This is a genomic window from Embleya sp. NPDC008237 (genome assembly GCF_042956465.1).
In the GTDB taxonomy this organism is placed as follows: domain Bacteria; phylum Actinomycetota; class Actinomycetes; order Streptomycetales; family Streptomycetaceae; genus Embleya.
In genome coordinates this window covers 481,395-493,786 of the sequence record NZ_JBIBGL010000002.1, presented here as the reverse complement: position 1 = coordinate 493,786, position 12,392 = coordinate 481,395, and the positions used below count along the sequence as shown (strand labels likewise).

Here is a 12,392-nt window from a genome sequence, read left to right as displayed (position 1 = left end):
TCGCCACGGCCCGCCCGGGCGACCCGACCCGCGGCGGGAGCGAGGGGCGTCGCGATCAGCCCTGCGCGGGCATCGCGGACATGTCCATGTACACGACCTCCCACAGGTGCCCGTCCGGGTCCTGGAAGCTGCGGCCGTACATGAAGCCCTGGTCCATCGGGTCGTTCGACGTGCCGCCTCCGGCCGCGAACGCCTTCTCGACCAGTTCGTCCACTTCCTCGCGGCTGTCCGCGCTCAGACACACGATGGCCTCGGTGGTCCGCATCGCGTCGGCGATCTCCTTCTTGGTGAAGGTCTTGAAGAAGGGCTCGACGAGCACCATCAGGTGGATCGTGTCGCTGATCGCGAACGAGCTCGCGTTCTCGTCGCTGAACTGCGCATTCTGCTCGAACCCGAGCGCGGTGTAGAACGCGGTCGCCTTCGCGAGGTCCTGCACCGGCAGATTTACGAAGATCATCCTGGCCATGACGCGCCCCATCTCGTAGGTCTCGATGTTGTCGAAGGTTCAGACGGTCCCCCGCCGAAAAACTCATCGGCCCCGCCACATCTTTTTCGCTCTCGCCGCAGAGCTTCCCGAACGGCACCGACATCACCGGCAACCGCACTGCCCCCACCGGGTGAACCGGCCCCGAGAGGCCGGGACGGTGCGGGCGTTTCATCCGCCGCGAGCCCCGCCGCCCCGCGAGGCCGCCGCGGTCCCCGCACAGGCGGCGATACCTCGGGTCAGACGACCCGTTCGCTTTCGCGTTGTTTCTCGCCGGCCGGCCCGGTGTCGCCGTGGCCGGGCCACCAGGCCGCGTGGCCGATCAGGGCGGTCAGGCTCGGGGTGAAGATCAGCGCCATGATGAAGGCCGCGATCGCGATGCCGCTGGAGAGGGCGAAGCCCATCTGGGAGAGCGTCGAGTTGCCGGCCAGCATCAGGGTCGCGAAGGTGCCGGCCAGGATCACGCCCGCCGCGGCGATCGTGGGGCCCGAATGCTTGACCGCCACGGCCGCCGCGTCGTGCGGGTCGTGGCCCTCGCGGGCCTCCTCGCGCAGGCGCGACACCATCAGGATGTTGTAGTCGGTGCCGAGGGCGACCACGAAGAGGTACATGATCACCGGGAGCATGAACATCAGGCCGGGCTGGTCGCCGATCCGCTGGAACAGCACCGACGTGGCCCCGAGCGTGGCGCCGAAGCCCAGGGCCACCGAGGCCATCAGGTACCACGGCGCGACCAGGCTGCGCAGCAGCAGGCCCAGGATGATCATGATGCACACCGCCGCGACCGGGAAGACCACCGAGTAGTCCCGATCCACCGCGCGGTTGATGTCCACGTACACCGCGCTGATCCCGCCCACCAGTGCCCGGGTCCCGGGCGGCGCGGCCTTGTGCATGGTCGGGCGCAGGCGGTCCTTGATCGTCGTCAGGGCATCGTCGGTGGCCGGCGAGTCGGACAGGACCACCGAGTAGAACGCGGTCCGCCCGTCGGCGCTGAGCACCGCCTCGGTCACCGAGCCGACCCCCTCGACCCGTGGCAGCGCCGCCTCGAACGGTGCCCGCTCCGCCGGCGTGAGCGGCCGGCCGGTGGTGGACGTCAGGTAGACCTCGGTCGGGTCGGTCGTACCGGGCGGGAAGCCCTTCTCCAGGTTCTTCATCGCGACCACGGATTCCTTGTCCGAGGGCAGCGACGAACCCGCCAGGTCGAAGTTGGCCCGGTAGCCCAGGGCGCCGATCGCCAGCACGCCCATCACCAGCGCGGACGACACCGCGAACACCGCCGGCCGCCGGCCGATGCCCCGACCGAGCCGGGCGAAGCCGCTGCCGTGCGGCGTCACCCGCCAGGACTTGGACGGCCAGAACACGCGCGTACCCAGCAGCGACACCACCGCCGGCACCAGGGTCAGACCGGCCAGCAGCGTCACGAACACCGCGATCGCCAGCGCCGGCCCCATCGAGCGCAACATCCCGAGCGTGGACAGCGTCAGCGCGGCGAAGGCCACGATCACCGCCGCCGCAGCGGACGCGATCGCCTCGCCGACCCTGGACACCGCGTGCACCATGCCGTTCTTGGCGTCGTCGCCCTCGCGCAGCACCTCGCGGTAGCGGAACAGCAGGAACAGCACGTAGTCCGTACCGACGCCGAACAGCACCACGGTGAGCAGCTGTTCGATCGAGCTGTCCGCCTTCATGTCGAAGGCCTTGTTGGCGGACGCGATCAACCCGGTGGCCATCGGCGCGATCAACCCGATGATCACCACCGGCAGCAGCGCGATGATCGGGCTGCGGAAGATGATCAGCAGCAACAACACGATGATCACGATGGTGCCGACCGCGACCAGAGTGCCGGCGCTCTCGGACGATTCCCGTTCGTCGAGCGCCTGCGCGGCCTGACCGGTGATGCCGGCACTCAGCCCGGTCCCGGCCACCTGCGCCTTGACGTCCTTGCGCATCGCCTCGACCGCGTCCTGCGGCGTCTCGTCGTTGGGATCGGTGATCTCCGGCATCGCGACCGTCGAGGTCTGCACGAGCCCGTTCGGCGAGACCTGACCCGGCGTCACCGCGAGCACGTCCTTGATCCCGCGCGCCTGCACCGACGCGGAGATCCGGGCCACCTCGGCGCTGTCCGCGGCGGTCATCGGCGTGCCGTCGGAGCGCTGGAAGACGATCACCGCGCCGATGTTCTCCTGCTGCGGGAAGTCCTCGCTGCGCAGGTCGGACGCACGCACCGACTCGTAGGACTCGGGCAGGAAGCTCTTCTCGTCCGTGGAGGACGTGAGCTTCGGCGCGAGGCCGATCACCACACCGGCGGCGATCACCCAGGCCAGGATCACCCACCAGGGCCTGCGTACGACAAACCCGCCCAGGGCCGCGAACATGGGCGCCTCGCTTCGCACTCGTGACGGATACCGCTGCCTCACGTCACCGTCGGACGACCCGGACGGGCGCGCCAGTGGGGTGATCCGTGCGAGTGACCCGCCCGCACCCGCGCCGGCGACGCACCCCGGGGCATCCGACCCGGGTTCCCGGGCGCGGTCGACCCGGGGGGTGACGGCCGGATGTCCGGTCGGTACGGTTTGCCTGCCGTCGAGACAGGGGCCGGGGCCGGAGCGGCGTCCGGGCCGGCATGCATGCCCGCAGCCGCCGGCGGCTGCACCGCGCAAGAGCACAGGGGATGGTCATGGTGGCGTCCAGGGTTCGTCGCGACGCGCTGCGGGCCGCCTTCGGCGCGCGTGCGGACGCCGAGCCTGCTGCCCTGCTCGCGCGGGTGGTGGTCGCGACGGTCACCTGCGGCTTCTTCTTCGGCGGCTTCGTCGGCCTGGTGCAATCGACCCGGTTGTCGACCGGCGCCAAGGCGATCGCGCTGGGGCTCCTGCTCGCCCTGGTCACCCTGCATCTGCGCAACTGTGTACGCCCGGCGGACGGCTCGCGGCCGGCCGGCTGGGCGTGGACGCTCGGTGCGCAGGCGGTGCTCACCTACCTGCCGATGATCTGGTTCCACGAGACCTGGTACGGCAACCCGGGCTTCCTGGCCGGCGCCGCGCTGCTTCTGCTGCGGCCGGCCTGGGCGGGCTGGGCCGGGTTCCTGGCGGTGGTGGCCGCCCAGGTGCCGGTCGGGCTCGCGGTGCGGCCGACCGTGGTGGAGGCGCTGTACCTGGTGATGGGCCAGGCCGTGCTGGTCGGTCTGGCGGTGTACGCGCTCGCCGGGCTGGCCGACCTGGTCGCCGCACTGGCCGCGACCCGCACCGCGCTCGCCGACGCCGAGGTCGCCCGCGAACGGCTGGGCTTCGCCCGGCAACTGACCGAAGGCGTCGGGGCGAGCCTGACCCGGATCCTGGACCGCGGCGACGCCCTGCTCGCCGGCCTGCGCGAGCACCCCGAACGCGCCCGCCCGGAGCTGGCCGACGCGCTGGCGGAGGCCAGGGGCGCGATGACGTCGGCCCGGGCCTTCGCGCACGCGCACAAGAGCGCCGAGAGCACCCCGCCGCCCGCGATCACCGACGAGCCGACGCCGCGCGCGGTCGCGGTGCTGCGGGTGGTGATCCTGGTGCTGATCATCGTGCCACTGCCGCTGCGGGTGCTGGCCGCGAGCGACTACTCGGCCGGCCGCCGCGCGCTGTTCGGGCTGCTGCTGGTCGCCTTCGTCGCGTTGTACATCCGCAACTGCACACCGGTCCCGGGCGGGCGACCCCGGTGGTGGCAGTGGACGTTCGCGGCGCAGATCGCACTCGCCTACGTGCCGCTCGTGGTGTTCGACGCCGGAGTCTGGTCGGTGGGGCTGTTCCTGGCCGGGCTCGCGCTGGTGCTGCTGCGCGGGCCGTGGCGGGTGCTCGCGGTGGCCGGGTTCGCGTGCCACGACGTGTACTTCGGCACCTGGAGCCCGACCGCGCTCGACCACGTCTACCACGTGGTGTGGATCCTGGAGCGTGCGGCGCTGGTGTACGGGCTGGTCCGGATGGCCGACCTCGCGCGGGCGTTGTGCGTGGCCCGGATCGAGTTGGCCGCCGCGCACGTGGCCCGCGAGCGACTGCGTTTCGGGCACGACCTGCACGATCTGCTCGGGTTCAGCCTGTCCGCGCTGGTACTCAAGAGCCAACTCGCGCTGCGCCTGGTCGACCGCGATCCGAAGGCGGCGGCGGCCCAGCTCGCCGAGGGCCTGGCGCTGGCCCGACAGGCGCTGGCCGACGTGGGCACGGTCGCGGGCGGGTATCGCGGGATGTCCTTGGCGGTGGAGGCGCTCGCCGCCCGGGACGTGCTGGCCGGGGCCGGGATGGTGGTGGAGGTCGCCGTCGACGTGGGCGAGTTGCCCGCCGGCGCCGACACCGTACTGGCGACCGTGCTGCGCGAGGGCGCCACGAACGTGCTGCGGCACAGCGCCGCGAGCCGGTGCGCGATCACCGCGACGGTCGAGCCGGACGGTGCCGTCGTCCTGGTCCTGACCAACGACGGCGTCCGCGCCGGCGCCGGTGCCGCGCCGACCGGTTCGGGGCTGGGGCTGCGTTCGCTCGACGGACGACTGGCGGCGCTGGGCGGCACGCTCACCGCCGGCGTCGTCGGCGAGGCGTTCCGGCTGTCCGCCCGGGTGCCCGGGGCGGGGCGGACTGCGCCCCAGGATGCGTGAATCCGCCCGGATGGGGCCGAAACGACGGACCCGGACCCAGAGTTCGGCTGCCCGTAGTCGTCCGCCGATGGTGGGATGGGGTATCACTGCATTGGCGATCGCACGTCACACGACTTGCGCACGTCGCGCCGGGCGCACGCCGGGCTTCTACAGTCCTGTAGATCCTGTAGATTTACCCATCGGGCGGCCGTCGCGTGATCACCCGATCCGCCTGTACCCCGATATGCACGAGGGAAGGAAGCACTGCCATGGGAGTCAGTCTCGCCAAGGGCGGCAACGTATCCCTGTCCAAGGCCGCGCCCGGTCTCACCGCCGTCGCGGTGGGTCTCGGATGGGATGCGCGCAGCACGACCGGTGCGGACTTCGACCTCGACGCGAGCGCACTGCTGCTCGGCAACGACGGTCGGGTGCTGTCCGATCTGCACTTCGTCTTCTACAACAACCTGACCAGCCCCGACGGCTCGGTCCAGCACACCGGTGACAACCTCACCGGCGAGGGCGAGGGCGACGACGAGACCGTCAACGTCGACCTCGCGTCCGTGCCGGCCGACGTCCAGCGGGTGGTCTTCCCGGTGTCCATCCACGACGCGGTGGCCCGGGACCAGTCCTTCGGCCAGGTACGCAACGCGTACATCCGGGTCGTCAACCGCGCGGACAACAACGAACTCGCGCGCTACGACCTCACCGAGGACGCGTCCACCGAGACCGCGATGGTCTTCGGTGAGCTGTACCGCAACGGCAACGAGTGGAAGTTCCGCGCGGTCGGCCAGGGCTACGCCTCGGGCCTGGCCGGCATCGCGAAGGACTTCGGCGTCAACGTCTGAGCCGACTCCCGGGATCGAACCCGGGCGCACGAACCGCACGCGCCGTGCAGCAGGGCCGCATCGTCCTCGATGCGGCCCTGACGTCGCACCGGGGAACGATTCGTCCCGGACGGCGGTTGATCCTGAACCAGAGCACGAAGCAGCACGGCGGCGGTGCGACCCACCGCCCCGTACCGAACAAGGAGTGGGCGTCATGGCCGGTCTCGACAAGTTGATCAAGAAGGCGACCGACTACGCCAAGAAGAACCCGGACAAGGTCAAGTCCATCGTGGACAAGGTGAAGAAGCAGGCGGACAAGCGCAAGGGTCACTGACCTCCACACGCACCGGGCGCGCGGCCGCCTCCCCCGCCTGCCGCTACGGGAGCGGCCCGCCGCCCGAGGGTTGGGCGCCCTCGGGCGCGTCGTCCGGGGGTTCGCCGCCCCGGGCTTCGCCGCCCGCCGGCTCGAAGGTATCCGTCGAATCCGCGCACTCCGGCCGGTGCAGCCGCTCCGCCAGCGCGTCGAATCCCGCCGCGAACGCGCTCGTGCTCGGCGCCGGACCGGGACCGCGCAGTCGCCCGGCGAGCGCGGAGCCCAACCCGGCCATCCGGGTCACCTCGTCCGCCATCGTCTCCACGTCGTCCGGCCACGGGTAGTTCGGCTGCGCGAGATACAGCGCGACCAGGCCGTGCAGCGCCGCGAGCATCTGCAGGGTCAGCCGGGTCGGGTCGCCGACCAGGACACCCGCGTCCAGGCACGGCTGGATCGCCTCGCCGACGTAGGCCAGACAGGCGTCCGCCGCGGTCCGTCCGGTCTGTGCGTCGGATCTCGGGCGCATCATCAACAGCCGGTACTGCACCGGGTGTTCGAGCCCGAAGCGAACGAACGCGGCACCACGCCGACGCATCGACTGGTAGGGGTCCTCGACGCCCGCCCCCACCTCGCGCATCCGCCGCCCGAGGTCTTCCCACACCGCGAGGCAGACCGCCTCGACCAGGTCCTGCTTGCTCGCGAAATGCAGATATACCGACGGCGTCGTCACGCCCACCCGCGCGGCCACCGCGCGCAGCGTCAGCGCGGACTCGTCGCCGGCCTCCTCCAGCAGCGCGGTCGCCGCGCGCAGGATCTCGTCGCGCAGCAGCGCACCGTCCCCGGGTCGGGCGCGGGTGCGGGATCGGCTGGTGGAAGGCACGGCCCCAGTTGACAGCCGCCGAGTTGACGTTGTCAACTTGACAACGTCAACTCAGGTGAGGGGTTCGGGATGAGCACTACGTCGTCGACTGCGGGACCGACCGGTCTGGAGCAGCTCCAGGCGCTGCGGGAGCATGGCATGCCCACGGGAATCGGCCCGTTCATCGGCATGGAGCCGGAGGAGGTCGAGGACGGCCGGATCGTGTTCAGCGCGTCCGCCCGCCCGGAGTTCGCCAACCCGATCGGCACCATGCACGGCGGCATCGCGGCCACCCTGCTCGATTCGGCGATGGCCTGCGCGGTGCACACCACCCTGCCGCCCGCCACCGGCTACACGTCGCTGGACATCTCGGTGCGCTACCTGCGCCCCGGCCCGCTGGACGGCAGCAAGCTGCGCGCCGAGGGCCGGGTGATCCACCGCGGGCGCACCATCCGCACCGCCGAGGCCGAACTCACCGACCACCAGGGCCGGTTGCTGGCCACCGCGACCACGACCTGCCTGATCATGCCGCTGGGCTGATCGCGACGTGGTCGCCCGGCGGGCGCCGGGTGGGGTGTCCGCCGGCGGCGGCTCACGCTTCGGCGCCGCCGATCCGCTCGACCCCCGCCGGGAGCCGGTCCGGGACCAGGAACGCCCGCAGTTCGTCCCGGAAGGCGCGCGCCGCGTGGGTGAGCGCGGCGTCGCTGCGGTGCGCGAGCGCGATGGTGCGGGACAGGCCCGGCGGGGTGAGCGGCGTCGCGGTCAGCCCCGGCCGCCCGGCCAGCACCATGCTCGGCACGATGGCCGGCCCCAGACCCACTTCGACGAACCGCAGCACCGCGTCCATCTCGCCCCCCTCGATCGCGAACTCCGGTTCGAAGCCCGCCTCGTGACACGCCGTCAGGGTCGCCTCGCGCAGGTCGTAGCCGTCCCGGAACATCACCAGGCGCACCCCGCGCAGCGCCGCGATCGGCACCGTCGCACCGGTCACCGGCGGCGTACCCGCGAGCACCAGGTCCTCGCGCAGCAGCGGCTCGGTGGTCAGCGCCGCGCCCACCCCCTGCGGCGGCACCACGATCAGCGCCAGATCCAGGTCACCGCGCAGCAACGAGCGCACCAGGTCGCGTGAGCCGTTCTCGTCGACCAGCAGCCGGATGCCCGCGTAGCGGTCCTGGAAGCTGCGCAGCACCTCGGCCAGCAGGCTCGCCGACAACGACGGCGTGGCGCCGATCCGCACCCGGCCCGAGCGCAGCCCGACCAGCTCGGCCACCTCCAGGTGTGCCACGTCCACGTCCGCCAGGATCCGCCGCGCGATCGGCAACAACCGCTCCCCCGCCGGCGTCGGCGCGATGTTGCCGCGCACGCGGGTGAACAGTTCGGCGCCCAACTCGTGCTCCAGGGCCCGGATCTGCTTGGACAACGACGGTTGGGCGACGTGCGTGCGCGCCGCCGCGCGGGTGAAGTGGCGGGTCTCGGCGACCGCGACGAAGTAGACGAGCTGCTGAAACTGCATGCCTCCAGCCTTGCATAGCCGCCGGCTATCGAAACCAGGCATTTCCGATCTTGGACGGCATGACCTCGGTCCACCTACCGTCGAACGCATGGCGACCCTGACCCGCGCTCCCGCCTCCGCCGGGCAGCGCAGGCAGGGAGCGTCGCACCGTTCGACCGTCGTGATGAAGATCGCGATGGCGCTCAGCGGTGCCGTGCTCCTTGCCTATCTGACCGCCCACATGTTGGGCAATCTGAAGATCTTCTTCGGCGAGTCGAGCTTCGACCACTACGCCCACTGGCTGCGCACCATCGGCGAACCGCTGGTACCGCACGAGGGCACGCTGTGGATCATTCGGGCGGCATTGACGGTGAGCGTGGTCGTGCACATGGCGATGGCGATCCTGCTCACCCGGCGCGCCCGCCGGGCCCGGCCGGTCAAGTACGTGCACCGCCCGCCGGTGCAGGGCTCGTACGCGGCCCGCACCATGCGCTGGGGTGGTGTGATCATCGCCCTGTTCGTGGTCTACCACCTGCTCGACCTCACCGTCGGGGTGGCCAACCCGGTCGGCGCCTCCGGCAAGCCGTACACGAACGTCACCGCCGACTTCGAGCACTGGTACATCACCGCGATCTACACGGTCGCGGTCGTCGCGGTCGGCTTCCACCTGCGGCACGGCGTGTGGAGCATGACCCGCACGCTCGGTCGGCAACGGCCGGGGACCGAGCGGCTGATCGCGTCGATCGCGACCGGCTACGCCGTACTGATGACGGTCGGATTCCTGTCCGTGCCGTTCGCCGTGACCGTCGGAATCGTGGGGTGAACGTGATGGAACCGCACACGGAGTACACCGAACCCGCCGGGCGCACCGACTACGCGCGGTACACCGTCGGCGCGGAGATCGCCGACCACGCCGCCCCCGCCGGCGACCTGGCCGAGCGCTGGGAGCAGCGCCGGCTGGCCGCGCGGCTGGTCAATCCGGCCAACCGGCGCCGGCTCCCGGTGATCGTGGTCGGCACCGGCCTGGCAGGCGCCTCCGCCGCCGCCACACTGGCCGAACTGGGCCACCCCGTCACCTCGTTCTGCTACCAGGACTCGCCGCGCCGGGCACACAGCATCGCCGCGCAGGGCGGCATCAACGCCGCCAAGAACTATCGCGGCGACGGCGACAGCGTGGCCCGGCTGTTCAAGGACACCATCAAGGGCGGCGACTTCCGCGCCCGCGAGTCCAACGTGCACCGACTGGCCGAGGTCAGCACCCAGATCATCGACCAGTGCGTCGCGCAGGGCGTGCCGTTCGCGCGCGACTACGGCGGCCTGCTGGACACCCGCTCGTTCGGCGGCGCCCAGGTCTCCCGGACCTTCTACGCACGCGGCCAGACCGGCCAGCAACTCCTGCTCGGCGCCTACCAGGCGATGTCGCGCCAGGTCGCGGCCGGCAACGTCACCGTGCACGCGCGTACCGAGATGCTCGACCTGGTGGTGGTGGACGGGCGGGCCCGCGGCGTGGTGGTGCGCGACCTGGTCACCGGCGAGGTGTCCACCCACCTGGCCGAGGCGGTCGTACTGGCCACCGGCGGCTACGGCAATGCCTACTTCCTGTCCACGAACGCGATGGGCTGCAACGCGAGCGCGATCTGGCGCGCGCATCGGCGCGGCGCGCTGTTCGCCAACCCGTGCTTCACCCAGATCCACCCGACCTGCATCCCGGTCTCCGGCGAGCATCAGTCCAAGCTCACCCTGATGAGCGAGTCGCTGCGCAACGACGGCCGGGTGTGGGTGCCCACCGCCGGCGGCGACACCCGCGCGCCGGGCGACATCCCGGCGGCGGAGCGGGACTACTTCCTGGAGCGCATGTACCCGGCCTTCGGCAACCTCGTCCCGCGCGACATCGCCTCGCGCGCGGCCAAGCGGGTCTGCGACGAGGGGCGCGGGGTGGGGCCGGGCGGACTGGGCGTCTACCTCGACTTCGCGGACGCCATCGCCCGGCTGGGCGCACCGGCCGTCGAGGAGAAGTACGGCAACCTCTTCGCGATGTACGAGCGCATCACCGGCGAGGACCCGTACACCGTGCCGATGCGGATCTACCCGGCGGTGCACTACACGATGGGCGGCTTGTGGGTCGACTACGACCTCCAGTCCACCATCCCGGGCCTGTTCGTGATCGGCGAGGCGAACTTCTCCGACCACGGCGCGAACCGGCTGGGCGCCTCGGCGCTCATGCAGGGGCTGGCCGACGGCTACTTCGTGCTGCCGACCACGCTCACCCACTACCTCGCGGCGGGACCCTTCGCACCGGTGGACGCGGACGATCCGGAGCTGGTCGCCACGGAAGCCGGCGTCCAGGACCGGGTCAAGCGGCTGCTCGCGATCGACGGCGACCTCTCCGCCGACCACTTCCACCGGGAGCTGGGCCTGCTGATGTGGGAGAAGTGCGGCATGGAGCGCGACGCCGCCGGGCTGCGCGAGGCGCTGGCGCGGATCCCGGAGCTGCGCGCGCAGTTCTGGTCGCGACTGCGCGTACCGGGCACCGGTGCCGGGTTGAACCAGTCGCTGGAGAAGGCCGGCCGGGTCGCCGACTTCCTCGAACTCGCCGAGCTGATGTGCCTGGACGCACTGCACCGCGAGGAGTCCTGCGGCGGCCACTTCCGCGCCGAACACCAGAGCCCCGGCGGCGAGGCGGCCCGGGACGACGAGGCCTTCGCCTACGTCGCCGCTTGGGAGTACACGGACGGCCCGCCGATCCTGCATCGCGAGCGGCTCACCTTCGACAACGTCACTCTGGCCACAAGGAATTACGCGTGAAACTCACCCTGCGCATCTGGCGGCAGAAGGGCCCCGCGGATCGGGGCGGCATGGTCGCCTACGACGTGCCGGACGCGTCGGCGGACATGTCCTTCCTGGAATTGCTCGACGTGCTCAACGAGCGGCTCACCGCGAGCGGCGAGGAGCCGGTGGCCTTCGACCACGACTGCCGCGAAGGCATCTGCGGCGCGTGCAGCCTGGTCATCGACGGGGTGCCGCACGGGCCGCAGAAGGCCACCACGACCTGCCAGTTGCACCTGCGGCACTTCCGCGACGGGCAGACCATCGACGTCGAGCCGTGGCGTGCGGCGGCCTTCCCTGTGGTCAAGGACCTGGTGGTGGACCGTTCGGGCCTGGACCGGATCATCGAGGCGGGCGGCTATGTGACCGCCCCCACCGGCTCGGCCCCCGAGGCACACGCCACACCGATTCCCAAGGCCGACGCGGACGCCGCGTTCGAGGCCGCCACCTGCATCGGCTGCGGCGCGTGCGTGGCGGCCTGCCCGAACGGCTCGGCGATGTTGTTCACCGCCGCGAAGGCCACCCACCTGGGCCTGCTGCCGCAGGGCAGGGTGGAGCAGGACACCCGCGTCGAGGCGATGATCCACGCCCACGACGAGGCGGACTTCGGCGGCTGCACCAACACCGGCGAATGCACCGCGGTATGCCCCAAGGGCATCCCCCTGGGCGTCATCGGCCGCTTCAACGGCGACGTCCTGGGCGCACTATGGCGAAACCGCTGACCACTCCACCCGACAAAGACCCACAGCCGCGGTCGCGCACCCAAAGCCCAACCGCAGCACATCCCAGGCAGACCACCCCAGGAGACCACCCAGCCCGGCCGACGCTCGGCGAATCAGCCCGGCCGGGCATGAGGCCACTCAGCCTCGCCGGCGCTTGAGGCGAACCAGCCCGGCCGGCGTTTGAGGCCAAATAGCCCGGCCGGCGCTTGAGGCCACTCAGCCCCGCCGGCGCTTGAGGCGAACCCGGCCCGGCCGGCGCATGAGGCCAACCAACC

The 12,392-nt window shown here is 71.5% G+C and carries 11 protein-coding genes; 7 read left to right on the top strand and 4 right to left on the bottom strand.

Annotation, left to right across the window (positions count from 1 at the left end; all coding sequences use genetic code 11):
- Window positions 1-55 precede the first annotated feature (55 nt).
- Window positions 56-466, bottom strand: coding sequence for a VOC family protein (locus ACFZBU_RS05310; RefSeq protein ID WP_391582132.1), 411 nt, complete (start codon window positions 464-466; stop codon window positions 56-58).
- Between the two features lie 257 nt (window positions 467-723).
- The gene (locus tag ACFZBU_RS05305; RefSeq protein ID WP_391582131.1) at window positions 724-2,859 is read right to left on the bottom strand and encodes an MMPL family transporter; all 2,136 of its coding nucleotides are present in this window, start codon (window positions 2,857-2,859) and stop codon (window positions 724-726) included.
- Between the two features lie 302 nt (window positions 2,860-3,161).
- On the opposite strand from ACFZBU_RS05305, the gene ACFZBU_RS05300 reads away from it, so the two are divergent.
- The 3 genes from ACFZBU_RS05300 to ACFZBU_RS05290 all read left to right on the top strand — a co-directional run bounded on the left by ACFZBU_RS05300 (window position 3,162) and on the right by ACFZBU_RS05290 (window position 6,239).
- The gene (locus tag ACFZBU_RS05300) at window positions 3,162-5,102 is read left to right on the top strand and encodes a histidine kinase (RefSeq protein WP_391582130.1); all 1,941 of its coding nucleotides are present in this window, start codon (window positions 3,162-3,164) and stop codon (window positions 5,100-5,102) included.
- Between the two features lie 248 nt (window positions 5,103-5,350).
- Entirely contained in the window at window positions 5,351-5,926 is a 576-nt protein-coding gene (locus tag ACFZBU_RS05295) for a TerD family protein (RefSeq protein ID WP_020548622.1), read from the top strand.
- A 193-nt stretch (window positions 5,927-6,119) separates the two neighbouring features.
- Window positions 6,120-6,239, top strand: coding sequence for an Rv0909 family putative TA system antitoxin (locus ACFZBU_RS05290; protein ID WP_379989414.1), 120 nt, complete (start codon window positions 6,120-6,122; stop codon window positions 6,237-6,239).
- Between the two features lie 43 nt (window positions 6,240-6,282).
- On the opposite strand, the gene ACFZBU_RS05285 is transcribed toward ACFZBU_RS05290, so the two are convergent.
- On the bottom strand, window positions 6,283-7,098 hold the full coding sequence (locus ACFZBU_RS05285) for a TetR/AcrR family transcriptional regulator (RefSeq protein ID WP_391582129.1): 816 nt from the start codon (window positions 7,096-7,098) through the stop codon (window positions 6,283-6,285).
- A gap of 69 nt (window positions 7,099-7,167) precedes the next feature.
- Between ACFZBU_RS05285 and ACFZBU_RS05280 the strand changes: the two genes are divergently transcribed.
- A complete protein-coding gene (locus ACFZBU_RS05280; protein WP_355541924.1) occupies window positions 7,168-7,617 on the top strand; it encodes a PaaI family thioesterase in 450 nt (149 codons plus the stop codon).
- Between the two features lie 52 nt (window positions 7,618-7,669).
- Here ACFZBU_RS05280 and ACFZBU_RS05275 read toward each other — a convergent pair whose 3' ends face one another.
- Window positions 7,670-8,590, bottom strand: coding sequence for a LysR family transcriptional regulator (locus tag ACFZBU_RS05275; protein WP_391582128.1), 921 nt, complete (start codon window positions 8,588-8,590; stop codon window positions 7,670-7,672).
- 88 nt (window positions 8,591-8,678) lie between these two features.
- Between ACFZBU_RS05275 and ACFZBU_RS05270 the strand changes: the two genes are divergently transcribed.
- The 3 genes from ACFZBU_RS05270 to ACFZBU_RS05260 are packed head-to-tail and all read left to right on the top strand — an operon-like array spanning window position 8,679 to window position 12,117.
- A complete protein-coding gene (locus ACFZBU_RS05270; RefSeq protein WP_391582127.1) occupies window positions 8,679-9,392 on the top strand; it encodes a succinate dehydrogenase cytochrome b subunit in 714 nt (237 codons plus the stop codon).
- Window positions 9,393-9,397: 5 nt separating this feature from the next.
- Window positions 9,398-11,374 carry a fumarate reductase/succinate dehydrogenase flavoprotein subunit gene (locus ACFZBU_RS05265; protein WP_391582126.1) on the top strand — a complete coding sequence of 659 codons (1,977 nt, stop codon included), beginning with the start codon at window positions 9,398-9,400 and terminating at the stop codon, window positions 11,372-11,374.
- Window positions 11,371-12,117 carry a succinate dehydrogenase/fumarate reductase iron-sulfur subunit gene (locus tag ACFZBU_RS05260; protein ID WP_391582125.1) on the top strand — a complete coding sequence of 249 codons (747 nt, stop codon included), beginning with the start codon at window positions 11,371-11,373 and terminating at the stop codon, window positions 12,115-12,117. The genes ACFZBU_RS05265 and ACFZBU_RS05260 overlap by 4 nt, the downstream gene beginning before the upstream one ends.
- The last annotated feature ends 275 nt before the right edge of the window (window positions 12,118-12,392 follow it).